This window comes from Micromonospora sp. NBC_00362, assembly GCF_026342155.1.
GTDB lineage: Bacteria > Actinomycetota > Actinomycetes > Mycobacteriales > Micromonosporaceae > Micromonospora > Micromonospora hortensis.
Map to the genome: position 1 here is coordinate 3,721,384 of NZ_JAPENH010000001.1, position 23,316 is coordinate 3,744,699.

The 23,316-nt window shown below is 70.0% G+C and carries 21 protein-coding genes; 5 read left to right on the forward strand and 16 right to left on the reverse strand.

Annotated elements, in window-relative coordinates:
• Positions 1–51 precede the first annotated feature (51 nt).
• The 9 genes from OG992_RS16850 to OG992_RS16890 form a co-directional block, all read right to left on the reverse strand.
• Positions 52–762, reverse strand: coding sequence for a cytidine deaminase (locus OG992_RS16850; protein WP_238683582.1), 711 nt, complete (start codon positions 760–762; stop codon positions 52–54).
• 190 nt (positions 763–952) lie between these two features.
• Complete coding sequence (locus OG992_RS16855; RefSeq protein WP_238683583.1) at positions 953–2,233, reverse strand: ABC transporter permease; 1,281 nt, start codon at positions 2,231–2,233, stop codon at positions 953–955.
• Positions 2,234–2,236: 3 nt separating this feature from the next.
• The gene (locus OG992_RS16860; protein ID WP_266303703.1) at positions 2,237–3,610 is read right to left on the reverse strand and encodes an ABC transporter permease; all 1,374 of its coding nucleotides are present in this window, start codon (positions 3,608–3,610) and stop codon (positions 2,237–2,239) included.
• On the reverse strand, positions 3,607–5,295 hold the full coding sequence (locus OG992_RS16865; RefSeq protein WP_266305220.1) for an ABC transporter ATP-binding protein: 1,689 nt from the start codon (positions 5,293–5,295) through the stop codon (positions 3,607–3,609). The genes OG992_RS16860 and OG992_RS16865 overlap by 4 nt, the downstream gene beginning before the upstream one ends.
• Positions 5,296–5,486: 191 nt before the next feature.
• Positions 5,487–6,554, reverse strand: a complete 1,068-nt coding sequence (locus OG992_RS16870) for a BMP family protein (protein WP_238683850.1) — start codon at positions 6,552–6,554, stop codon at positions 5,487–5,489.
• Between the two features lie 277 nt (positions 6,555–6,831).
• Complete coding sequence (locus tag OG992_RS16875; protein ID WP_091397247.1) at positions 6,832–7,173, reverse strand: hypothetical protein; 342 nt, start codon at positions 7,171–7,173, stop codon at positions 6,832–6,834.
• An 86-nt stretch (positions 7,174–7,259) separates the two neighbouring features.
• Positions 7,260–8,189 carry a sugar ABC transporter permease gene (locus OG992_RS16880; protein WP_266303704.1) on the reverse strand — a complete coding sequence of 310 codons (930 nt, stop codon included), beginning with the start codon at positions 8,187–8,189 and terminating at the stop codon, positions 7,260–7,262.
• Positions 8,186–9,826 (reverse strand): ABC transporter permease subunit, encoded by a 1,641-nt coding sequence (locus OG992_RS16885; protein WP_266303705.1) that lies wholly within the window; start codon positions 9,824–9,826, stop codon positions 8,186–8,188. Before OG992_RS16885 ends, OG992_RS16880 begins: the two co-directional genes overlap by 4 nt.
• The gene (locus OG992_RS16890; RefSeq protein ID WP_266303706.1) at positions 9,826–11,076 is read right to left on the reverse strand and encodes a maltose ABC transporter substrate-binding protein; all 1,251 of its coding nucleotides are present in this window, start codon (positions 11,074–11,076) and stop codon (positions 9,826–9,828) included. Before OG992_RS16890 ends, OG992_RS16885 begins: the two co-directional genes overlap by 1 nt.
• Before the next feature lie 199 nt (positions 11,077–11,275).
• Between OG992_RS16890 and OG992_RS16895 the strand changes: the two genes are divergently transcribed.
• From OG992_RS16895 to OG992_RS16905, 3 genes are all read left to right on the forward strand, one after another.
• A complete protein-coding gene (locus OG992_RS16895; protein WP_238683588.1) occupies positions 11,276–12,322 on the forward strand; it encodes a LacI family DNA-binding transcriptional regulator in 1,047 nt (348 codons plus the stop codon).
• 32 nt (positions 12,323–12,354) lie between these two features.
• On the forward strand, positions 12,355–13,992 hold the full coding sequence (locus tag OG992_RS16900) for a glycoside hydrolase family 13 protein (RefSeq protein ID WP_238683589.1): 1,638 nt from the start codon (positions 12,355–12,357) through the stop codon (positions 13,990–13,992).
• Between the two features lie 208 nt (positions 13,993–14,200).
• Positions 14,201–14,572, forward strand: coding sequence for a VOC family protein (locus OG992_RS16905; RefSeq protein ID WP_238683590.1), 372 nt, complete (start codon positions 14,201–14,203; stop codon positions 14,570–14,572).
• A 4-nt stretch (positions 14,573–14,576) separates the two neighbouring features.
• Here OG992_RS16905 and OG992_RS16910 read toward each other — a convergent pair whose 3' ends face one another.
• The 6 genes from OG992_RS16910 to OG992_RS16935 all read right to left on the reverse strand — a co-directional run bounded on the left by OG992_RS16910 (position 14,577) and on the right by OG992_RS16935 (position 19,360).
• Positions 14,577–15,014, reverse strand: coding sequence for a hypothetical protein (locus tag OG992_RS16910; RefSeq protein ID WP_091394593.1), 438 nt, complete (start codon positions 15,012–15,014; stop codon positions 14,577–14,579).
• Positions 15,015–15,095: 81 nt separating this feature from the next.
• Positions 15,096–15,482, reverse strand: coding sequence for a GntR family transcriptional regulator (locus OG992_RS16915; RefSeq protein WP_238683591.1), 387 nt, complete (start codon positions 15,480–15,482; stop codon positions 15,096–15,098).
• On the reverse strand, positions 15,482–16,408 hold the full coding sequence (locus OG992_RS16920) for a YihY/virulence factor BrkB family protein (protein ID WP_266303707.1): 927 nt from the start codon (positions 16,406–16,408) through the stop codon (positions 15,482–15,484). The genes OG992_RS16915 and OG992_RS16920 overlap by 1 nt, the downstream gene beginning before the upstream one ends.
• A 109-nt stretch (positions 16,409–16,517) precedes the next feature.
• Complete coding sequence (locus OG992_RS16925) at positions 16,518–17,087, reverse strand: 2'-5' RNA ligase family protein (RefSeq protein ID WP_238683593.1); 570 nt, start codon at positions 17,085–17,087, stop codon at positions 16,518–16,520.
• A 26-nt stretch (positions 17,088–17,113) separates the two neighbouring features.
• Positions 17,114–18,139 (reverse strand): tryptophan--tRNA ligase, encoded by a 1,026-nt coding sequence (trpS, locus tag OG992_RS16930; RefSeq protein WP_266303708.1) that lies wholly within the window; start codon positions 18,137–18,139, stop codon positions 17,114–17,116.
• A gap of 33 nt (positions 18,140–18,172) precedes the next feature.
• Positions 18,173–19,360, reverse strand: a complete 1,188-nt coding sequence (locus OG992_RS16935; RefSeq protein ID WP_266303709.1) for a hemolysin family protein — start codon at positions 19,358–19,360, stop codon at positions 18,173–18,175.
• 195 nt (positions 19,361–19,555) lie between these two features.
• Here OG992_RS16935 and galE point away from each other — a divergent pair, with 195 nt between their 5' ends.
• A complete protein-coding gene (gene galE / locus OG992_RS16940; RefSeq protein ID WP_238683595.1) occupies positions 19,556–20,539 on the forward strand; it encodes a UDP-glucose 4-epimerase GalE in 984 nt (327 codons plus the stop codon).
• Positions 20,536–21,705, forward strand: a complete 1,170-nt coding sequence (galK, locus tag OG992_RS16945) for a galactokinase (protein ID WP_238683596.1) — start codon at positions 20,536–20,538, stop codon at positions 21,703–21,705. Before galE ends, galK begins: the two co-directional genes overlap by 4 nt.
• A gap of 285 nt (positions 21,706–21,990) precedes the next feature.
• Here the strand turns inward: galK and OG992_RS16950 are convergent, their stop codons facing one another.
• On the reverse strand, positions 21,991–23,244 hold the full coding sequence (locus tag OG992_RS16950) for a sulfate adenylyltransferase subunit 1 (protein ID WP_266305221.1): 1,254 nt from the start codon (positions 23,242–23,244) through the stop codon (positions 21,991–21,993).
• Positions 23,245–23,316 lie beyond the last annotated feature (72 nt).

The window sequence follows — 23,316 nt, forward strand, 5'->3', positions numbered from 1 at the left end:
CCGGGCACGGTCGGCCCCGGCCCCCAACCGCAACCAAACCCAAACTCAAGCTCAACCAGCAGCCCAGCGCACCGGAATCTCCACCGGCGGCTCACCCTCGCCAGCCCAGAAGATCGTGCCGGTGGCGTCCACCACTACCACCCGGGGCGTGCGGGCCAGACCCCAGGTGATCACCTCGGCCGGGTCTGCCCAGCTCGGCGCCTCCTCCAGCACCCCGGTCTCGGCGCCGGCGTCGTCTCCCGCCGACCGCTCCCAGTACGCCGTCCAGACCTGCTGACCAGCGGACATGTCGGGATGCACGAAGACGGTGCCGCGTCCGCGCCAGGCGGCGAGCCGCTCCGGGACCACCGGCACCGGCGTCTCCCCGGTGACAGCTTCCAGGTCCTCCACGCCGAAGGCGTGCGGCAGCAGCTCGGCCATCCGCAGTGGCCGGGTCTTGCTCTCGATCAGGCACTCCGGCCCGCCGTGCTCCCAGAGCAGCTGCCGGCAGCGGCCGCACGGCATCAACGGCTCACCGGTCGCGTCGACACAGGAGAGCGCGACGAGCCGGCCGCCACCGGTGGCGTGCAGGCTGGACACGACCCCGCACTCGGCGCAGAGCGTCACCCCGTACGCGGCGTTCTCCACGTTGCAGCCGACCACGACACGGCCGTCGTCGACCAGCGCGGCGGCGCCGACCGGGAACGTCGAGTACGGCGCGTACGCGTGCCTCATCGCTTCGATGGCGGCGGCGCGCAACCGCGCCCAGTCAATGTCGGTCATTCCACCATCCTGCCGAAGTAGCCCAGGTCAGAAGCCGTCAGGGTACTGCGATCGGCACGTCGGCCCGCAGTGAGCCGCGCTGCCGCGCCGGCCCGCCGGCCGGTCGATCATGCGGTTGTGGTGGCCGACAGATGCAACGTCGCGACTTCTGTGTGGCACCACAACTCCATGATCGACGGACCAGCGCGGGTCAGCCCTTGATGTACGGCTTGCCGTCGGCGGCCGGTGCCCGGACCCGGCCGACCAGCCCGGCGACGGCCAGGATGGTCGCCAGGTAGGGCAGCATGGCGAGGAACTGGCTGGGGATCGAGCTGCTGATCGCGCCCAGGTAGGTAGCGAGCTGGTCGGCGAATCCGAAGAAGAGCGCGGCGAGCAGCGCGCCGGTCGGGTTCCACCGGCCGAAGATCAGCGCGGCCAGGGCGATGAAGCCCTTACCGCCGATCATGTTCTTGGTGAACGAGTAGAGCGCCAGCGTGTAGGACGCGCCGCCGATGCCGGCGACCACACCGGCCAGCAGCACGTTGCGGTAGCGGACCCGCAGCACCTTGACGCCGAGCGTGTCGGCGGCGATCGGGTGCTCACCGACCGAGCGGGTCCGCAGCCCCCACCGGGTACGGAACAACCCGATGTGGATCACCAGCACCAGGAACAGCCCGAGGTAGAGGAAGATGTTGCCGCGGAACAGCGCCGGCCCGAGCACCGGGATGTCCTTCAGCAGCGGAATCTCCCAGTTGCTGAACCGGGGCGCGCTGTTGTACTTCTCGGCGTCGGTCTGCATCAGCCGCTCGTAGAGGAAGCCGGTGACGCCGACCGCCAGCAGGTTCAGCACGATGCCCATGACGACCTGGTCGACCAGGTAGCGGATGGCGAAGACGGCGAGCAGCAGCGAGATGAACGCGCCGCCGATGGCGGCGGCGACCAGGCCCACCCACACGCTTCCGGAGATGCTGCCGAACAGGGCCCCGCTGAACGCGCCCATCAGCAGTTGGCCCTCGATGGCCACGTTGACCACACCGGAGCGTTCGCAGAGCACCCCGGCGAGCGCACCGAAGATCAGCGGCAGGGCCAGGATGAACGTGCCCCGGATGATGTTGACCAGCGGCATGAAGTTCTGCCCGGCCGGCGCGGCGGAGACCTGCCAGCAGAGGAACGACAGCACGAAGCCGACGAGCCCGACGCCGAGCACGGGTAGGAACCAGCGCTTCGGCACCCCGGCGAGCAGCGCCGCGCCGGCGGCGATCGTGATGATCCCGAACAGGATCGCCCCGATGGTGCCGTTGATCTCCAGTGCGGCGCCGGCCGCGTCGTCGCTGAGGGTGAACCGGGCCTGCTGGTCGGTGGCGAGCGCGCCGAAGAGCACCGCCGACAGCAGGCCGAGCGCCAGCAGCGTGAGACCGACCTTCCGGCTGCGGGTCCAGAAGCCCTCGTCGACCGGGGCGACCGCGATGTCGGGGACAGCCATGGTGGACATGAGTTACCAGCCCTTCGCCAGGCTCGTCTGCAACCGGGCGGCGCGCGCGGCCCGGAGCTGGAAGATCGCCTTCACCAGGGCCGGTGCGGCGATGAAGATGACGATCAACGCCTGGAGCACTGTCACCAGCTCCAGCGAGATCCCGGAGTACGACTGCATCCGGTTACCACCGGCCTGCAGCGCCCCGAACAGCAGCGCGGCGAGCAACACTCCCCAGGGCTTCACCCGCCCGAGCAGCGCCACCAGGATGCCGTCGAAGCCGATCTGCGCGACCACCAGCGGGGTCAACGCGCTGGCGGTGGAGCCGAGCACCATGTTCGAGCCGCCGAGGCCCGCCAGGATTCCGGCGAAGACCATGATCAGGATGTACGTCCGGGTGACGCTGATGCCGGCGGTCCGGGCGGCGTCCGGGTTGGCGCCGACCGCGCGCAGCTCGAAGCCGAGCGTCGAGCGGTTGAGCAGCCAGGCGACCGCCCAGGTGGCCAGCACGGCGAGCAGGATGCCGGCGTGCACCCGCAGGTTGTCACCGAGCAGCCGGGGCAGTTGGGCGGAGGTGTCCACCGCCTTGCTGATCGCGTCGGTGCGGTTCGGGTCCTGCACGCCGTTCTGCACGATCAACCAGGTCAGGAAGTACGTGGCGACGTAGTTGAGCATGATCGTGTTGATCACCTCGTGCGCGCCGGCACGGGCCTTGAGGATGCCGGGGATGAAACCCCAGATCGCTCCGCCCAGCGCGCCGGCCAGCACCGCCACCAGCAGGTGCAGGCCGGGCGGCAGCGGCAGCAGGAAGCCGGCCAGCGCCGCCATGATCACGCCGATGGTGGCCTGGCCCTGGGCGCCGATGTTGAACAGGCCGCCCCGGAAGGCCAGCGCCACGGACAGACCGGTGAAGACCAGTGGCGCCGCGTAGGTCAGCGTCTCCGAGATCGGCGCGAGCACTGCCTGCCAGCCGTTGGCGCCGTCCAGCCAGCCGGAGAACGCCTCCGGGTCGAAGATCGAGCCCTTGAACAGGTTCGCGTACGCCTCGCTGACCAGCGTCCAACTGGAGTTGATCGCGTCGGACGGCCGGGAGGTGATGTACGAGTAGGTGGAGAGCACGTCGGGATCAGAGATGATCATCAGCACCGCGCCGACCACGATCGCCAGCACCAGCGACAGCAGCGTCACAGTGAAGGTGTTCGCCGCCCAGAGGTTGTCCAGGAACAACCGGCCCAGGCTGGGCTTCGGCTCGGGCTCCGGGCCCGGCTTCGCCACCGAGCGGTCCGGCTCGGTTGCCACCTCGGCGCGTTCGGTGTTGCCGAGCGCGTTCTGCGCGGCCTGCGCCTCGCTCGCCGGCTCCTTGTCCGGGGAGCCGGACTGCGGGTTGGGGTTGGTCATGACTCGTCCTCGCTCGCGGAGCCTGCGTCGCTCGCCGGGCCCCCGTCGGCCGCACCCGGCTTGTCGGCGGCGGGTGCCGCACCGGGCTTGTCGGCGGCGGATGCCGCACCGGGCTTGTCGGCGGCGGATGCCGCACCGGGCTTGTCGGCGGCGGGTGCGGCGATGGCGTCGTGGGCCGCGTCCGGGCTGATGCCGGCCATCAGCAGACCGATCTCCTCACGCGGGGTGTCCGGGCCGACGATGCCGATGATCCGGCCGCGGTACATCACAGCGATCCGGTCGGCCAGCCCGATCACCTCGTCGAGCTCGCTGGAGACCACCAGAACGGCGGTGCCGATGTCCCGTTCGCGGATGACCTGGCTGTGGATGAACTCGATCGACCCGACGTCGACGCCACGGGTCGGTTGGGCGGCGATGAGGAGCTTCAGCGGCCGGGACAGCTCCCGGGCCACGATCACCTTCTGCTGGTTGCCACCGGAGAGGGTGCCCACCGCCGCGTCGGCCGATGAGGTGCGGACGTCGAACTGCTCGATCCGCTCCTTCGCCGAGGCGGCGATCGCGTCCGGCTTCAGCGCGAGCCCGGCACCGAACGGCGGCCGGTCGTAGATGTCCAGCACCAGGTTCTCCGCGACGCTGAACTCCTTGATCAGGCCGTCCACGCTGCGGTCCTCGGGCACGTAACCGACACCCGCCCGGAGCACCTTCTTGGGCTTCCAGCCGTTGATCCGGTCGCCAGCCAGGCTGATCGTGCCGGCGAGCGCCGGGCGCAGGCCCATGATCGCCTCGATCAGCTCGGTCTGACCGTTGCCCTGTACGCCCGCCACGCCGAGCACCTCGCCCGCGCGCACTGTCAGGTCGACGCCGTCGACAGCGCGGATCTGCCGGTCGTCGTCGACGACCAGCCCAGCCACCTCCAGCACCGGCTCGCCCGGCGTGGCCGGGGTCTTGTCCACTGTGAGCCGGACGTTGCGCCCGACCATCAACGCGGCCAGCTCGTCCCGGCTGGCCTCCGGCGAGGCGGTGCCGACGGTCTTTCCACGTCGGATCACTGTGATCCGGTCGGCGATGGCCTTGACCTCGCCGAGTTTGTGGGTGATGAAGACGATCGACTTGCCAGCCGCCTTGAGCGACCGCATGACCGTCAGCAACTCCTCGGTCTCCTGGGGGGTGAGCACCGCGGTCGGCTCGTCCAGGATGAGCAGGTCGACGTCGCGGGTGAGCGCCTTGACGATCTCGACTCGTTGCTGGATGCCGACCGGCAGGTCCTCGATCACCGCGTCCGGGTCGACCCGCAGGTTGTAGCGCTCGGACACCTCGGCGACCTCGCGCCGGGCCCGCCGCCGGTCCAGGAAGCCGGCGACGCCGCCCCTGATCTGCTCGGCGCCGAGCATGATGTTTTCGGTGACGGTGAAGACCGGCACCAGCATGAAGTGCTGGTGCACCATGCCGATCCCGGCTCCGATCGCGTCGGACGGGCCCTTCAGCTTCAGCGGCTTGCCGTCGACCAGGATCTCGCCCTCGTCGGGCTGGTACAGCCCGTAGAGCACGTTCATCAGGGTCGACTTGCCCGCGCCGTTCTCGCCGAGGAGGGCGTGAATCTCTCCAGGCTCCACCGTCAGGTCGATGTGATCGTTGGCGACCAGATCACCGAACCGCTTGGTGATGCCGCGCAGTTCGAGTCTCAGCGCAACCTCCTGGAGTGCGAGCGATGGTGCAGCGTAGCTGCCGTCGTACCGGCCGGACCGGACCGGCCGCCGTGGTGCGCGATCGGCCGCTCCGACCCCGCGGGGTATCCGCAGAGCCGGAGCGGCCGATCGGGTCGTACCTGTCCCCCGCCGACCCCCCCGATGATCTCACCGGAGCGGCCGGCCGGTTGTCACTTGGTCGGCTGGGCCTTCGAGGTGACGGTGATGGTGCCGGCGGCGATGTCCGCCTTGATCTTGTCGACCTCGGCCTTCAGCTCGGCCGGAACCTTGCTGTCGAAGTCGTGGTACGGGGCGATCGAGACACCGTTGTTGGCCAGGGTGCCGACGAAGCCCGGCTTGGCCGGCAGCTTGTCGCCGGCGGCGGCCTTGATCACGGCCTCCTTGACGGCCTCCGGGATGTTCTTGACCACGGTGGTCACGATCGCGGAGCAGTCCGGGGTGCTCTCGCAGCCGTCCACGTCCACCCAGATGGTGCTGTACTTGCCACCCGAGGCCTTGGCCGCGGCGGTGGTGCCGAGGCCGGAGCCGCCGGCGACCGGCATGATGATGTCCGCGCCCTGGGCGACCAGCGCGTCGGAGACCTTCTTGCCCTCGTCCTGCTTGTCGAAGGCGTTGGAGAAGGAGCCCTTCTGGGTCTCCTTGTTCCAGCCCAGCGCCTGGACGTTCTTGCCCTTGGTGGTGTTGAAGTACTTCACACCGTCGACGAAACCGTCCATGAAGATGGTCACCGGCGGGATCGGCACGGCGCCGTAGGTGCCGACCTTGCCGCTCTTGCTCATCCCGGCTGCCAGGTAGCCGGCCTGGAACGCGGCCTGGGCGGTGTCGAACTGCATCGGGTAGATGTTGTCCACGCCCGGGTTCGCGTCGACGATGCCGAACTCCTGGTTCGGGTTCGCCGTCGCGATCTTCTTGGTGGCGTCGCCCATCAGGCCACCAACCGCCAGGATGAAGTCGCACTTCTGGTTGACGAACTGCGTCAGGTTCGGCTCGTAGTCGGCCTCGGCCTTCGACGCGACGTACTTGATGTCGATGTTGTCGTTGGCGGCCTTGGCCTCCTCGAGGCCCTTCCAGGCCGAGGCGTTGAACGACTTGTCGTCGATGCCGCCAACGTCGGTCACCATGCAGGCGCTGAACTTCTTGGCGCCACTGCCGGCGTTGTTGTCATCCTTGGGCGCCTCGCCACAAGCGGCGGCGGTGAGCGCGAGCCCACCCACCGCGAAGATCGAGGCGATCCGCATCCCACGCACCGAGCGCAAGACGTCTCCTTCCCATTGCACACCGCGCCTTGTGCGGTGGCAGCCCATCAGCCGACCTGCGGGTGTGCCGCCGGCTGTCCCACGTTACGGACGGGAGCGTACGCCCGCGTCCACCCACCGGCCGACAATCGTGCACGACTGTTGAGCGCCTGTTACCCGGGTGTAACCCTTGCGTGGGGCAAGTCACTCTTCGTGCTGGTAAGCAAGCGCCACGGCGTCCGCAACGTCCGTTTTCTGGAGGCGTTTTCCTCCTCGGACGTTACCGCCAAAAGACCGCGACCGCCGCGTTGACCAGGGTCAGACCGACGATCGCGAGGAAATGACCGCGGTTGACCACGTCCCGCTTCCGGGAGAAGAAGACCATGACGAAGATCAGCAGCGCGATCACCAACTTCGTCACAAGTTTGGCCGGCGCCGGTTCGTCGCCGTCGCGCAGCGGCGCGGAGAGACCCAGCCCGGTCAGCAACTGGATCACCGCCCCCCACAGCATGGCCGGGTTGATCCGCAGCCGACCGCTGGCGTACTGGGCGATCGAGCCACCGAGCAGCAGGGCGAACCCGATCAGATGGACGTAGAGAAGGATGAGTCGGAGTGCTTCCACGCCGCCCATCCTCCCCCATCAACGACAGTTTGTAGTAGTGGGTGGGCCGGTCGGCGCGTCCCGGCCGCCCGGCCACTGTCGACTACCTATCCCTTAACGGCGCCGGAGGTGAGGCCGGAGACGATGTAGCGCTGGAGGAACTGGAAGACCAGCACCGTCGGGATCGCGGTCAGCAGGGTGCCGGCCGCGAAGATGCCGAAGTTGGTGTTCCGCTCGCCGCCCTGCAACATGCCCCGCATGCCGACCGCGAGGGTCTTGGCGTCCGCATCGGTGAGGAAGACGCTCGCCATCAGGAACTCGTTGATGGTGTTGATGAAGGCGAGCAGCCCGGTCACCGCGAGGATCGGCGCCACCAACGGCAGCAAGATCCGGAAGAAGACCTGGGCGTGTGAGGCGCCGTCCACTGTGGCCGACTCGTCCAGCTCCCGGGGCAGGGTGTCGAAGAAGCCCTTCATCAGCCAGGTGTTCACGCCCAGCGCGCCACCCAGGTAGAGCAGCAACAGACCCCACGGGGTGTTGAAGCCGATGGCCGGCCACAGGTCGGTGATCGTGCCGAAGATCAGGAAGATCGCGACGATCGCCAGGAACTGCGGGAACATCTGGATCAACAGCAGTGACAGCAACCCCACCCGTCGCCCCTGAAACCGCATCCGGGAGAAGGCGTACGCCGCGAGCGCGGAGAGGAAGACCGAGGCGAACGCGGCCCCGCCGGCGATGAGCAGCGAGTTCAGGAACCAGTCAGCGAACTCGGTGCGCGCGAACAGATTCCCGAAGTTCTCCAACGACACCCCGCCGGTCGGCACCAACTCGGTGGACGACAGGGTGCCGAGCGGATTGAGCGCCGCCGAGACGACGAACACGAGCGGACAGAGACTGAACAGCACGCCGAGCAGGCCGACCAGGTGCCGCCAGCCGACCTCGGCGAACCATCGCTTCTTCCGCTTGCCCGCGTTGCGGTTGACCACTGCCGGGCCGTTCGCGCCACCCGGGACGGCGGCGCCGGTGAGCATGGTCATGCGTACACCTCCTCCTGTTGGCGGGTCCGCCGGAAGCTGACCGCCGACACCACAGCGACGATGGCGAAGATGAACAACGAGATGGCAGCGGCGAAGCCGAACTGTGCGGCCTGACCACCGAACGCCAGCCGGTAGGTGTAGGTGATCAGCAGGTCGGTGGCGCCGTTGCTGGGGTTGTCCGCCGGGAACGGCGCGCCCTCGGTGGTCAGGTAGATCGCGTTGAAGTTGTTGAAGTTGAACGCGAACGACGAGATCAGTAGCGGCGAGAGCGCGACCAGCAGCAGCGGCAGGGTGACCGCCCGGAACGACTGCCAGCGCGACGCCCCGTCGACCGAGGTGGCCTCTGTCAACTCCCGTGGGATGGCCTGTAGCGCGCCGGTGGCCACCAGGAACATGTACGGGTAGCCGAGCCAGAGCTGCACCAGGATCACCGCGGCGCGGGCCGACCAGTCCTGCCCGAACCAGTCGACGCCGAGCCCGAACAGATTGTTGATCAGCCCGAAGTCGGTGTTGAACATGTCCCGCCAGACCAACAGCATCGCGAAGGACGGCATGGCGTACGGCAGGATCAGCAACATCCGGTAGAGGTTGGTGCCCCGCATTCGGGGCGAGTGCAGCGCCAGGGCGATCACCATGCCGAGGATGAACGTGCCGCCGGTGGAGCCGATGGCGAAGGCGAAGTTCCAGATCAGCGTGCCGAGGAACGGCCCGGAGATCCGCTCGTCGGTGAGCACCCGGGTGAAGTTGGACAGCCCGACGTTCACCTTCCACCCCTGGGCGAGCCGCTCGCCGTCGGCGGCGACGAACGCGCCGACCTCGCCGTCCGCGGTCCAGGTCTTACCACTGTCGCTGTCAGTGACGCAGTCGCAGTCGGCGTCGTACGCCCGGACGGCCTTGCCCTCGTACGCCCGGGACAGGCCGGACGAGCGCAGCGCGCCTCCGGCGGTCGGCACCACCAGGTCCGTGATGTCCTTGCTGCGGGCGCTGGCCTGGCCGACGTTCAGCACTGTGTAGCCGTCGGCCGCGGTGACCTTTCCGCCGGGGCCGACGGTGGCCGCGCCGGGATCGAGCGGACGCAGGCCCCCGGCGTCGCCGACGGAGACCGTGTCGCTTCCTGGCTTGGTGATCAGGAAGACCAGGGCGCCGGTGGCTGGGTCACCCTTGGTGGCGACCGACAACGGGTACTGGGTGGACCCCGGGACCTGCTTGACCGAGGAGCTCTGGATCGCGACGATCGCGTCGTCCTTGCTGCCGCGGTGGCCGTCGCCGAAGTTGGTGAAGGCAGTGCTCGCGGTGTAGAGCACCGGTACGACCTGGAAGGCGATCAGGAAGAGCGTTCCGGGGATGAGGTACTTCGCCGGGACGTGCCGGCGGCCCAGGTACAGATAGAACAGTGCGGCGGTGGTCAGCACGAGCACCGCCAGCCCGATCCACTTCTCGGCCGCCACGAGCGGGAAGGCCGCCCAGATCGCGATCCCGGCCACCAGGCCGAGCAGGATCACCTTCGCGGCGAGGCCGGCCACGGTGATCGGCGCGTGGTTCCGCGCGGTACGGGAGGTGCGCGGGGACCCGGTGCGGACGGGCCCCCGGCCCGGGGCCTGCTGGGCAGACCCCGGGCCGGACAGCGGTGCGCTCATTACTTGATCGAACCGGCGATCGTCTTGCCGGCCGCGGTGACCGTGCTGGTCGGGTCGGCGCCGCCGATGACGGCGGCCTCGGCCTTGCCGAACGGGTCCCAGATCGCGGCCATGGCCGGGATGGCCGGGAGCACCTGGCCGTTCTTGCCGGCCTCGATGAACTTGGCCAGGTCCGGGTCACTGCTCTTGACCTGGTCCAGCGCGGCGGTCAGCGCCGGGGGACGCGGGTCGGCCTGGTAGAGCGCCACGGCCAGGTCCGGCGTGGTGACGTGGTTGGCCACGAACTCCTGGGCGAGAGCCTTGTTCTTGCCCTTTGCCGCCACGTAGAAGGACTGGACGCCCACGAACGGCGCGGCCGGCTTGCCGCCGGCGAAGCCGGGAACGGCGGAGACGTCGTACGTGATGCCGGCCTTCTTCACGTCGGCGGTGGCCCACGGCCCGGAGACCAGGAAGGCGCACTTCTTGCCGGTGAAGGTGGCTGTCGCGTTGGTGTCGGCGATGGAGCGCTTCAGCACGCCCTCGCCCTTCTCACCGAGCGCGGCGATCTTCTTGAACGCGGCGATCGACTCGGGCTTGCCCACGCCCAGGTCCTTCGGGTCGTAGTCGCCGTTCGCCGTGGTGCCGAAGAGGTAACCGCCGGCCGAGGTGTACAGCGGGTAGATGTGGTACGCGTCGCCCTTCTGGCCGACCTGGAGGCAGAGCGTCTCGGTGACCTTCTTCTGCGCCTTGAGTTGCTTGCCGGTGGCGACCAGGTCCTCGATTGTCTTCGGTGCCTCGGGGGCCAGTTCGGTGTTGCGGATCAGCGCCAGGTTCTCCTGGGCGTAGGGCACGCCGTAGAGCTGGCCGTTGAACGTGACGGCCTTGACGGCGGTCTCGTTGAAGGCGGCCTTCTGCTCGTCGGACAGCTGCACCGGGTCGATGGCACCGTTCTGGACCAGGTTGCCGATCCAGTCGTGCGCGCCGATCACCACGTCCGGGCCGCCGCCCTGGCTCGACACGGTCACGAAGTTGTTCTGGAGGTCCTCGTTCGGGACGGCCTGGACCTCGACGGTGACACCGTTCTCCTGGCCGAACTTCTCGGCGAACGGCTTGAGGGCGGCGGTCCGCTTGTCGTCCGCCCAGATCACCAGTTTGCCACCGGCGGCCTTGGGGGTGTCCTTCGCGGCCGGCTCGTCGCTGTCGCCACCGCAGCCCGAGGCGGCGAGCGCCAGGGCGAAGAGGGCGACCACACCCGCGGTACGGATGCGCATCGGTGCTCCTGTCGTCATGGCGGGCCGCCGGGGGAAGGGCGGGCCCGCCAGTGGAAAGCTCTGGAAGTTCTTGCCAACCGGCGCGTGGATGCTGCGCCGCTGCTATCGCATGTTGCGGGGACGTTAGCAAGGCGTTGCAAGTTATGGAAGGGCTTGCAGAGCACCCCGCAAGAACTTGCCGGTGGGCTAAAGTGCCGCCATGCGCGCTCGACTGTCCGACATCGCCCAGCAGGCCGAAGTCAGCGAGGCCACGGTGTCGCGGGTGCTCAACGACCGCCCCGGCGTGGCCCCCGAGACTCGGCAGGCCGTCCTCACCGCCCTCGACGTGCTCGGGTACGAGCGCCCGGCCCGGCTGCGTAAGCGCAGCGCCGGCCTGGTCGGCCTGGTGGTGCCGGAGCTGGACAACCCGATCTTCCCCGCCTTCGCCCAGGTCATCGAGTCCACACTGGCGCAGAGCGGTTTCACCCCGGTGCTCTGCACCCAGAGCGCCGGCGGCGTGACCGAGGACGAGTACGTGGAGATGCTGCTGGACCGACAGGTCTCCGGGATCGTCTTCGTCTCCGGTCTGCACGCCGACACGGCCGCCAACCACGACCGCTACCGGGCGCTGCTCGCCCGACCGTTGCCGGTCGTGATGATCAACGGCTACGTGCCCGGCATCGGCGCGCCCTTCGTCTCCTGCGACGATCGGGAAGCGGCCGAACTGGCCGTCGCCCACCTGGTCGCGCTCGGGCACCGACGGATCGGCCTGATCACCGGCCCGGACCGGTTCGTCCCGGTGCAGCGCAAGGTGGCTGGCTGGCGCTCCGCGATGACCCGGCTGGCCGGGGTCGCCGAAGCCGACCTGGGTCCGCTGGCCGAGCTGTCACTGTTCGGAGTGGAGGGTGGCGAGGCGGCGGCCGGCCGCCTGTTGGACCGCGGCGTCACCGGCGTGGTCTGCGGCTCCGACCTGATGGCGCTCGGCGCGATCCGAGCCGCCCGCCAACGCGGCCTCGACGTCCCCAATGGCCTCTCCGTGGTCGGCTATGACGACTCCCCACTGATGGCTTTCACCGATCCGCCGCTGACCACCATGCGGCAGCCGGTCATCGCGATGGCGGTGGCCGCCGTCCGCGCCCTGGTGGACGAGATCAACGGGCACGGCGCCCCGCACTCGGAGTACCTGTTCCGCCCGGAGCTGGTGGTGCGCGGCTCCACAGCCGTCGCGCCGAGCTCCGCCCGCTTGTCTTACGCAAGATCTGCTTGACTCTTGCAGCGGCGGGCCGGCATATTGCTCGAATGATCAGCACCACCATCCCGCCGCACGCCACCGACGACGACTGGTGGCGCTCCGCCGTCGTCTATCAGGTGTACGTCCGCAGCTTCGCCGACAGCGACGGCGACGGCACCGGCGACCTCCAGGGCATCCGGCAGCGCCTGCCGTACCTGCGCGACCTCGGGGTGGACGCGCTCTGGCTGACCCCCTTCTACACCTCGCCAATGATCGACGGCGGGTACGACGTGGCCGACTACCGGGACGTCGACCCGATGTTCGGCACCCTCGCCGACTTCGACGCGATGATCACCGACGCGCACGCCCACGGCCTGCGGATCATCGTCGACCTGGTGCCCAACCACACCTCCAGCGCGCACCACTGGTTCACCGCGGCGCTCGCCGCCGGCCCCGGCTCACCGGAACGGGCCCGCTACCTCTTCGCCGACGGTCAGGGCACGCACGGCGAGTTGCCCCCGAACGACTGGGAGAGCATCTTCGGCGGCCCCGCCTGGACCCGGATCGCTGACGGTCAGTGGTATCTGCACCTGTTCGACCCTTCGCAGCCGGACCTGAACTGGCGTCACCCGGAGGTCCGCGCCGAGTTCGAGGACGTGCTGCGGTTCTGGCTGGACCGGGGCGTCGACGGATTCCGCGTCGACGTGGCGCACGGCATGATCAAGGCGGAAGGGCTGCCGGACGTCGGCTTCAGCTCGGCGACCACCGGCCAGCGCCAGGTCGAACTGCTCGGCAAGGGCCGGCTGCCGTACTTCGACCAGGACGAGGTGCACGAGATCTACCGGGCCTGGCGGCCCATCCTGGACAGCTACCCGGGCGGTCGGATGGCGGTCGCCGAGGCGTGGGCCGAGACGCCACAGCGCCTGGCCCGCTACATCGGTCCGGACGAGTTGCACCAGGCGTTCAGCTTCGACTTCCTGGACGCCACCTGGTCGGCCGACTCGTTCCGCAAGGTGATCGACACCGCGTTGGCCGAGGCGACAGTCGTCGGAGCGCCGACCACCTGGGTGCTGTCCAACCACGACAAGCAGCGGCACGTCACCCGGTACGGCGACGGCGTCGAAGGGCTGCGCCGAGCCCGGTCCGCCAGCCTGCTGATGCTCGCCCTGCCCGGCTGCGCCTACCTCTACCAGGGCGAGGAACTGGGCCTTCCAGAGGTCCTCGACCTCCCCGACGAGCTGCGCCAGGACCCGGCGTTCCTGCGCACCGGCGAGAGCCGCGACGGCTGCCGGGTGCCCATCCCGTGGAGCGGCGAGCTGGCCCCGTACGGCTTCGGGCCGGCCGGCAGTGAGCTGAGCTGGCTACCCGCCCCGGCGCTCTGGCAGGAGCTGTCCGTCACGGCGCAGACCGACGTGCCCGGCTCGACCCTGGAGCTGTACCGGACCGCGCTCCGGATCCGCCACGAGCATCCCGCGCTCGCCCTCGACGCCGACGGGGTCACCTGGCGGGAGAGCGAGCCGGGCGTGCTGGCCTTCTCCCGCCGCTCCGCCGACGCGACAGTGCTGACCTGCGTGGTCAACTTCAGCGGCGCGCCGGTCCTGATCGACGGGTACGGTCAGCCGCTCGTCGCCAGCGACGAGCTCACCGAACAGGGCTCCGGCCAGCTGCTGCCAATTGACGCGGCAGTCTGGTTGGAACGGCGCTGAACGGGTAACTCGTTCTCGACCTGGTCGTTCGTCGTGCCCCGCGCCGACGGGCGACTGGGCTACCGGCCCCTTGTGGTGGGGGGTGAGGTGCCACCGGCGCCGCGCGGAGTCCGCTCCGCGTGGCGCCGGTGTCCGTGTGCCACCCGCAGGTTAGATCCGCGGATGGCGCGGGTACCGAATCGGGCACCATCACTACGGAGGTGACCCCATGGTGGTACGGATCGCCCAGTGCACGCTCGACGTCGAGGACCTGGACCTGATGGTCTCGTTCTGGTCCGCGGCGCTCGGCTACGAGGTCGAGAAGGGCGACGACGGCAGCGCCAAGCTCTGGCCGCCGGGGCAGCCGTCCGCCGCCGCGCCCACAGTGTGGTTGCAGGGCTCGGGCACCGCCAAGCGGGGCAAGAACCGGCTGCACCTCGACCTGGTCGCGGACACGGACCCCCAGTCCGAGGTACGGCGGCTGCTGAGCCTCGGCGCGCGGCAGGTCGACGTCGGGCAGACCGGGACCGAACAGTTCACGGTGCTCGCCGATCCCGAGGGCAACGAGTTCTGCGTGCTGGACCGCGCGCCGACCCGCTGAGGTCTCACTTCGCGGTGAGCAGCGCCGCGATCCGGGTGAAGCCGGCGCGTACCTCTGCCTCGTCCGGCGGTTCGGCGGGCTCACCGTGGCCGGCCTCGTCGGCTGCCGCGTCCAACTCCTCGTCGATCACGTCCTCGAAGTCCCCGTACAGGTCGGCCCCCTCCACCTGACGGGCCTCGTCCTCGGCGGCGACCTGCGCGGCGGCGATCTCGCTGCGGATCTCGTCGGCGGACAGCGCCGGCAGCAACGGCTCCACCACTGCCATCAACTGCTCCTCGGCCACCACCGCCTCGGCCAGGGCCAACGCGTGCGGTCGCTCGTACGGCCCGCAGACCACCGGCTCCCACTCGTCGAGGTCACCGAGCGGACCGAAAGTGATGATCCATGGCAGGCCGAGGAGCGGTGAGTCCGCCGGCAGGTCCAGTGTCATGAGTGCGCCCACCGGCTCATCATGGTCCGCGAACGCGAGCGACGACGCCGTTCCGCTCAGTTATCGCCCGTCCGGCGGTCGATCGGCGGCCGGTCAGCCGGGACGGACCGCATCCAGGGCCGCGCGGACCAGGGCGAGCGCGGTGGCCGGCGGCACGCCGAGCCGGGCGGCCTCCGCCGCGTAGCCGGCCGCCGCCTGCTGCAACCTGTCGACGGCGTCGTTCCGCCCGGGGGCGACGAAGGTGCCGTTGCGCCCCCGGGTCTTCAGCAGCCCGGCCGCCTCCAGCTCCCGATAGGCGCGGGCCACAGTGTTCGCGGCCAACCGCAGGTCGGCGGCGAGCTGCCGGACGGTGGGCAGACGGCTGCCCACCGGCAACCGGCCGTCGCCGATCAGCTCGGCGAGCTGCACGCGCACCTGCTCGTACGGGGGCACCGACGAGTCCGGGTCGACCGAGATCAGCACCTGCGCGCCTTCCGTCATCAGCCCGCACCGCCCGGCGTACCGGGGTCGATGCCCTCATCGACATCCCTCGGTGGGGCGGGGGTTTCCGCCAGGTCCACCACTCGGCCGTTGGTGCTGGTCGCCAGGAGCGCCGCGCCGAACAGCACCAACTGGTTGAGCAGGTAGAGGTACAGCAGCAGACCGACGGCGCCGGCCACCACCGTGTACGCCGGGTTCCGCTCGGTCCGCACCACGTAGTATCGCCCGACGGTGTTGAGCAGCGTGATGCCGACAGCCACCAGCACCACCACCGGACGCAACCGGGACCGGCTCATCCGCAGCCGGGGCACGGCCAGCAGCAACGCGGTGGCGAGCACGGTGTTGACCAGCACGCTGAGCACCGCGCTGATGGTGGTCAGACCCACCGACCCGGTGCTGCGCAGCAGGAAACGCAGCAGCGACTCCAACGCGTCCACAGCCGCGACCGAGACGCCGAGCAGCACGAAGACGCCGATCATCACGCCCAGGTCGACGAGTCGCCGCACCACCAGATTGCCCGGCTGCTGGTTGAGCTGGTACATCAACCGCTGCGAGGACCGGATGGCCTCGACCCAACCGATCCCGGTGAAGACCAGGATGACCAGGCCCACCACACCGACGGTGCCGCTGGAGTTGGCGATCTGCTCGGCGTCCAGGAACGGCAGGTTCTCCTTGAGGAAGTCGGCCGCCGCCGCGCTGACCTCGTCGTTGTCCTCCAGGATCGCCCCGAAGATGGAGAACGCGACCAGGGCGAGGGCGAACACGGCGAAGAAGCCGTAGTAGGCGATCGCGGCGGCCAACCGGCCGGCCAGCACCTCGCCGTACAGCACCCCGGCCCGCCAGACATGATCGAAGAGCCCCGACCGGTGGCGCGCGGCGCTCACCCAGCGGTCGATGCCCGTCTCGATCCGGCCGATCACGTTCACGCGGTCATCCTCGCCGATCTCCCACCGCTGTAGTGGCAACCGGCTTCCGATGCTCGCCGGCCGGCGCGTCGCAGATGCTTCAGGTGCTGACGGCTCGGTTGCCGGCGTCTCAGTTGCCGAGGCAGAAGTCCCGACGCGGCTGCCACCTGGCCTGCCCGCTGTGCGAGAAGAGGGTGAACCCGTCGACCTCGAACATCGCGGAGAAGTCGGCCAGATCCTCGTACACCTTGTCCAGAGCCTCCGGTGCGACGTCCTGAGCCACTGTGACGTGCGGATGGTACGGGAAGCGGAGCTCGCGGTGCAGGCCCGGCGCCGCGGCGATTGCCGCGGCCAGCAGCTCGCACTCGCTGATCCCGGCGGCCACCGCGACGAAGACCACCTGGGTGACCGGACGGAACGTGCCGGTGCCCCGCAGGTGCAGCGTGAACGGCAGGTGCCCGGCGGCGACGGCGGCCAGGTGCCGCTCGACCGCCGGCAGGTTCGCCGTCCGGATCTCGGTGGGCCCGAGCAACGTCACGTGCGCGGGCACCGCCAGCGGATCACCGGCCTCGACCCGCCGCCGGGTGAGCAGGGCACCCCACGGCTCGGGGATGTCCACCGCGATGCCGATCTGGATGGTGTCGCCGGCCGGCGGCACCCCGCCACTGCGATCCACGCTTCGCGCCGCCCCTCCGACCACCGAGCCGTCCACCTGTACCGCGGGAGCTACTCGCCGCGTACGGGCGGGAAGAACCCAACCCGCTCGTACGCGGACCGCAGGGTCGTCGCGGCCACCGCACGGGCCTTCTCCGCGCCGGCCGCGAGCAGCTTGTCCAACTGCGCCGGATCGTCGAGGTAGGCGCGGGTGCGCTCCTGGATCGGCCGGACGAAGTCCGTCACCACCTCGGCCAGCTCCTTCTTCAGATCGCCGTAGCCGCGGCCCGCGAACGCGGCCACCAACTCGTCGATGCCGCGGCCGCTGAGCGACGAGTAGATGGTCAACAGGTTGGACACACCCGGCTTGGTCTCGGCGTCGAAGACGATCTCCCGGCCGGTGTCGGTCACCGCCGAACGGATCTTCTTCGCGGATCGGGCCGGATCGTCGAGCAGGTCGATGATGCCGGCCGGCGAGGACGACGACTTCGACATCTTCGCGGTCGGGTCCTGCAGGTCAGTGATCTTGGCAGTGTCCTTGACGATGTGCGGCGCGGGCACCGTGAACGTCGCGCCGAACAGCGAGTTGAAGCGCTGGGCCAGATCCCGGGAGAGCTCCAGGTGCTGGCGCTGGTCCTCGCCGACCGGGACCGCGTTGGCCTGGTACAGCAGGATGTCGGCGGCCTGGAGGACCGGATAGGTGAACAGCCCGACGCTGGCCCGCTCGTTACCCTGCTTCTGCGACTTGTCCTTGAACTGGGTCATCCGGCTGGCCTCGCCGAAGCCCGTGATGCAGCCGAGCACCCAGGCCAGCTGCGGGTGCTCGGGCACCTGCGACTGGACGAACAGGGTGCTGCGCTCCGGGTCGAGCCCGACCGCGAAGAGCTGGGCCGCGGCCACCCGGGTCCGCTGACGCAGCAGCGCCGGGTCGTGCCCCGCGGTGATGGCGTGCAGGTCCACCACGCAGTAGAACGCGTCGTGGGTGTCCTGCAGCGCCACCCAGTGCCGCACCGCGCCGAGATAGTTGCCGAGATGGAACGAGTCGGCTGTCGGCTGGATGCCGGAGAAGACGCGGGGCCGGGCGGGAACGTCGGACATGGCGATAATTCTGTCAGCAAGCACCCCGGTCCGTCATGACGGGCCGGCGGGTCGGCTCCGGCCCGCCGGTGCCGGGGTGCTGACCTCGCGTGGTTCGCCCGCGCCGACCCGGCGCGTCGGCCCGACCGCGACCCGGCGGTGCTGCCCCGCCATCGCCTCCCGGGCCGGCTCGGGGCCACCTGCCGAGGCCGACGCGGACTCGCGGCGCCGCCCGGTGCTCTGCTCGGTGCTCTGCTCGGTGCTCTGCTCGTGGCGCTGCTCGGTGCGGGCGGCGGAGACGGCGAGTTGGGCCACCCGGCGGCCGTCCAACGCGAGGACCCGCAGCAGCCAGCCAGCCGGCATCTCGGCCGGATCGGACGCGCCGACCTCGGCGGTGGGCGCGCCCGGCACCGGCACCTCGTCGCCGGTCACCGGGAGCCGGCCCAGCGCGGCCATGACGAACCCGCCCACCGTCTCGTACGGTCCGGCGGGTAGCGCCACCCCGGTCCGCTCGGCGAAGTCAGCGAGGTTGAGGCGGCCGTCCACAACGGCGGGCAGGCCGGCGTGCACCGGGTCCGGGGTGGCGTCGTACTCGTCGTGGATCTCGCCGACCAACTCCTCGATGAGGTCCTCCAGGGTGACGATCCCGGCCGTGCCGCCGTACTCGTCGACCACCACCGCGAGGTGCTGGCCCTCCCGGCGCATCTCGGTCAGCGCGGCGAGCACCCGTTTACTGCCCGGAAGCCGCTTCACCTCGCGGGCCAACTCGCCGACGGTGACGCACGGGTCGGCGTCCGGGCGCAGCAGTACGTCACGGAGGTGCACGAAGCCGACCACGTCGTCGTGCGTGCCGTCGGTGACCGGGTAACGGGTGTGCGTTTCGGCGCGGACCAGTCGGGCGGCTTCGACGATGGTCAGCCGCGCCGGGAGGAAGACCACCTCGGTGCGCGGCATCATCACCTCGCGGATCAGACTGGCACCGGCCACCAGGACCTCGTCGATGATCCGCCGCTCGTCCGGGTCGAGCACCGTGTTCGCCGCCACCAGGTCCCGCAGATCAGCCTCGGAGATGTGCTCCCGGCCGGCCGTCGGACCGGTCCCGAGCAGATCGGTGACGAGTCGGGTGGCGCCATCCGCGGCGCGCACCAGCACCCGGGCGACGGCCCGGGCGAGCGGGCCAGGGTCGCGGCGGGGGTGTGCCCGCACGTGTCGCCGGAGCCCGGTACGGGCCGCTTCCCGCATGACAGAGATGGTAGACACCGTGGGCCCACCACGCCGGGGATCACGCGGAGCGGCGGAGAGATGTTCGGCTCTGTTTAATCATGAGAGATTATGATGGAATGGGGTTGACGGTGGCAACGGCGAGAGCGCCGACCACCGCCCTAGTGTGATCACCGAAGGGCCACGTCCCGGGCGGGCCAGGCAGGAGGCAACGACGTGAAACTGCTCGTCACCGGGGGCGCCGGCTTCATCGGGAGCGTGGTGACCCGGATGCTGCTCGACGCGGGTCACCAGGTGGTCATCCTGGACGACCTGCGCACCGGCCACCGCGAGGCCCTCGCCCCGGACGCCACCCACGTGGAGGCGTCCATCCACGACGCCGCCCGGGTCATCACCGCGAGCGCCGGGTTCGACGGGGTTCTGCACTTCGCCGCCCTGATCGCCGCCGGCGAGTCGATGGTCAAGCCGGAGCTGTACTGGCACAACAACACCATCGGCACGCTCGCCCTGATCGACGCGGTACGGGCCGCCGGGGTGCCCCGAATGGTCTTCTCCTCCACCGCCGCCGTCTACGGCAACCCCACCGAGCTGCCCATCACCGAGAACGCGGTAAAGGCGCCCACCAACACGTACGGCGCCACCAAACTCGCCGCCGACATGGCACTCACCTCCGAGGCGATCGCGCACGGGCTGGCCGCCGTGTCGCTGCGCTACTTCAACGTGGCCGGCGCCCACCTCGACGGCGAGATCACACTCGGCGAGCGGCACGACCCGGAGACGCACCTGATCCCGATCGCGCTGGACGTCGCCGCCGGCCGGCGGGAGAAGCTCCAGCTCTTCGGGGACGACTACCCCACAGTCGACGGCACCTGCGTCCGCGACTACATCCACGTCGCCGACCTGGCCCGCGCGCATCTGCTGGCGCTGGACGCGGCCACCGGCGGCCAGCACCGGATCTACAACCTGGGCAACGGCAACGGCTTCACCAACCGGCAGGTCGTCGACGTGGTCCGCGAGGTCACCGGGCACCAACTGCCCGTCGAGGTCGCCCCGCGCCGCGAGGGCGACCCGGCCGAGCTGGTGGCGTCGTCCGCGCTGGCCCGCGAGGAGCTGGGCTGGGTGCCGCAGAAGCCGACCCTGCACGACATGGTCGGGGATGCCTGGGCGTTCTACCGCACGCACATCCTGGGCCAGTCATGAATCACCCGAGCAATGATGTCGCCGAGCGGGCTACGGCCGGCTTCTCCGCGCAGTTCGGTGCCGAGGCTGCCGGCCGCTGGGCGGCCCCGGGCCGGGTCAACCTGATCGGTGAGCACACCGACTACAACGAAGGTTTCGTGCTGCCGTTCGCGCTGCCGATGCGTACCGTCGTCGCTGCCGACCGACAGGACGGGGAGCACTGGACGGTCTGGTCCGAGCTCTCCGGCGAAGCGATCACCTTCGGCGCGGACGACGTCGCCGAGCCGGGTCGGGTCACCGGCTGGGGCGCGTACGTCGCGGGCGTGGTCTGGGCGCTGCGCGAGGCCGGTCACCCGGTGCCGGGCGCCCGGCTGGCGATCGCCTCCGACGTGCCACTGGGCGCCGGGCTCTCCTCCTCAGCCGCGCTGGAGTCGGCAGTGCTGGCCGCCCTGCTCGACCTCGGCGAGCTGGAGCTCGCCCCCGAACTGCAACCCCGGCTGGCGCAACGGGCGGAGAACGTCTACGTGGGCGCGCCGACCGGGATCATGGACCAGTCCGCGGCCATCCGTTGTCGCGCCGGGCACGCCCTCTTCCTGGACTGTCGCGACGAGTCGGTCGAGCACATCCCGTTCGACCTGGACGCCGACGGGCTGGCTGTGCTGGTCATCGACAGCCGGGCGCCGCACCGCCACGCCGACGGGGAGTACGCGGCCCGCCGTCGCTCCTGTGAGGCCGGGGCCAACGCGCTCGGCGTTGCCGCCCTGCGCGACGTGGGCGTCGACCAGCTCGACGCCGCGTTGGCGCAGCTCGACGACGAGGAGACCCGGCGACGAGTCCGGCACGTGGTGACCGAGGACCAGCGCGTACTGGACACTGTGGCGCTGCTCCGCGCCGCCCGGGTCCGCGACATCGGTCCGCTGCTGACCGCCTCCCACGTCTCGATGCGTGACGACTTCGAGATCACCGTGCCGGAGATCGACACCGCGGTCGAGGCGGCATTGGCGGCCGGCGCGCTGGGTGCCCGGATGACCGGGGGCGGCTTCGGCGGCTGCGTGCTCGCGCTGATCGAGGCCGACAGTGCCGACGCGGTAGCCGCCGCCGTGACCGACGCGTACGCGCAAAGAGATTTCACCGCCCCCGGCACCGTGACGGTTCTCCCCTCCCCCGGCGCCACCCGCCTGCCCTAACCCGAACCGCCCCCACCCACCCCCTCCCACTCACCCCCCACCCACCCCCCACCCCAGCCGGTGATCAAGAGGTTTGCGTCAGGATTCGGGCCCGAATTGACGCAAACCTCTTGATCACCCGCCGCAGGCGGAGGGGTGGGAGGGGGTGGGGTGGGGGTGGGGGTGGGGATGGGGATCGTGCTTGTTCATGGAAGTAGTGGCCTCACCCGATGGGTGAGGCCACTACTTCATGGATCGAGCGCGATCTTGCGGGCGGGCGGGCTCGGGCTTGCCGGCGGGGCGGGGTTAGCTGGCTTCGACGATCATGGCGGCGCCCACCGTGCGGTTGGTCGCCTCGTCGATGATGACGAAACCGCCGGTGGTGCGGTTACGGCGGTACTCGTCGGCCAGCAGCGGCACCGTCGTGCGCAGTCGCACGCGGCCGATCTCGTTGAGCCGCAGTTCGTCGGCGGACTCGTCGCGGTGCAGGGAGTTGATGTCCAGCCGGTAGTGCAGCCCGCGCACGATCGCCCGTGCCGACCGGGTGGTGTGCTTGATCGTGTACCGGGCGCCGACCCGCAACGGGGCCGTCTCGTCCATCCAGCAGACCATCGCCTCGATGTCCTGCGCCACCGCCGGTGCGTTGTTCGGCCGGCAGATCAGGTCACCCCGCGAGATGTCGATCTCGTCGGCCAGTCGTACCGTCACCGACATCGGCGGGAACGCTTCCGGCACCGGCCCGTCGGCGGTCTCCACGGCGGCGATCCGGCTGGTGAAGCCGGAGGGCAGCACCATCACCTCGTCACCCGGCTTCAGCACGCCGGAGGCGACCTGGCCGGCGTAGCCGCGGTAGTCGGTGACAGTGGTGGACTGCGGACGGATCACGTACTGCACCGGGAACCGGACGTCGACCAGGTTGCGGTCGCTGGCGATGTGCACCCGCTCCAGGTGGTGCAGCAGCGACGGGCCCTCGTACCAGGGCATGTTGTCCGACCGGGTGACGATGTTGTCGCCGCGCAACGCGGAGACCGGCACCACTGTCAGGTCCGGTGCGTCGAGCTTCGCCGCGAACGCTGTGAACTCGTCGGCGATCCGCTCGTAGACCTCCTGCGACCAGTCGACCAGGTCCATCTTGTTGACACAGAGGACCAGGTGCGGCACCCGCAGCAGGGAGCAGAGGAACGCGTGCCGGCGGGACTGCTCGACGAGGCCCTTGCGCGCGTCCACCAGGATCAACGCCAGGTCCGCCGTCGACGCGCCGGTGACCATGTTGCGGGTGTACTGGATGTGGCCCGGAGTGTCGGCGATGATGAACTTGCGCCGGGGGGTGGCGAAGTACCGGTACGCCACGTCGATGGTGATGCCCTGCTCCCGCTCGGCCCGCAGACCGTCGGTGAGCAACGCCAGGTTGGTGTATTCGTCACCACGGGCCGCGCTGACCGCCTCCACGGCGGCCAACTGGTCGGTGAAGAGCGACTTGGTGTCGTAGAGCAGCCGCCCGATCAGGGTCGACTTCCCGTCGTCCACGCTGCCGGCGGTGGCGAACCTCAGCAGGTCCATAGCCCGGGCCTCCGGCCCGGCCCCGGTGGCAGCCTGGGCCTCCGCATTCGCGGACGCCACGATCTCGGTGCT

Coding starts and splice junctions, on each gene's coding strand:
- OG992_RS16850 (WP_238683582.1), bottom strand. CDS start 762: ATGACCGACATTGACTGGGCGCGGTTGCGCGCCGCCGCCATCGAAGCG.
- OG992_RS16855 (WP_238683583.1), bottom strand. CDS start 2,233: ATGTCCACCATGGCTGTCCCCGACATCGCGGTCGCCCCGGTCGACGAG.
- OG992_RS16860 (WP_266303703.1), bottom strand. CDS start 3,610: ATGACCAACCCCAACCCGCAGTCCGGCTCCCCGGACAAGGAGCCGGCG.
- OG992_RS16870 (WP_238683850.1), bottom strand. CDS start 6,554: ATGCGGATCGCCTCGATCTTCGCGGTGGGTGGGCTCGCGCTCACCGCC.
- OG992_RS16880 (WP_266303704.1), bottom strand. CDS start 8,189: ATGACCATGCTCACCGGCGCCGCCGTCCCGGGTGGCGCGAACGGCCCG.
- OG992_RS16885 (WP_266303705.1), bottom strand. CDS start 9,826: ATGAGCGCACCGCTGTCCGGCCCGGGGTCTGCCCAGCAGGCCCCGGGC.
- OG992_RS16890 (WP_266303706.1), bottom strand. CDS start 11,076: ATGCGCATCCGTACCGCGGGTGTGGTCGCCCTCTTCGCCCTGGCGCTC.
- OG992_RS16895 (WP_238683588.1), top strand. CDS start 11,276: ATGCGCGCTCGACTGTCCGACATCGCCCAGCAGGCCGAAGTCAGCGAG.
- OG992_RS16900 (WP_238683589.1), top strand. CDS start 12,355: ATGATCAGCACCACCATCCCGCCGCACGCCACCGACGACGACTGGTGG.
- OG992_RS16905 (WP_238683590.1), top strand. CDS start 14,201: ATGGTGGTACGGATCGCCCAGTGCACGCTCGACGTCGAGGACCTGGAC.
- OG992_RS16915 (WP_238683591.1), bottom strand. CDS start 15,482: ATGACGGAAGGCGCGCAGGTGCTGATCTCGGTCGACCCGGACTCGTCG.
- trpS (WP_266303708.1), bottom strand. CDS start 18,139: ATGTCCGACGTTCCCGCCCGGCCCCGCGTCTTCTCCGGCATCCAGCCG.
- OG992_RS16935 (WP_266303709.1), bottom strand. CDS start 19,360: ATGCGGGAAGCGGCCCGTACCGGGCTCCGGCGACACGTGCGGGCACAC.
- galK (WP_238683596.1), top strand. CDS start 20,536: ATGAATCACCCGAGCAATGATGTCGCCGAGCGGGCTACGGCCGGCTTC.
- OG992_RS16950 (WP_266305221.1), bottom strand. CDS start 23,244: ATGGACCTGCTGAGGTTCGCCACCGCCGGCAGCGTGGACGACGGGAAG.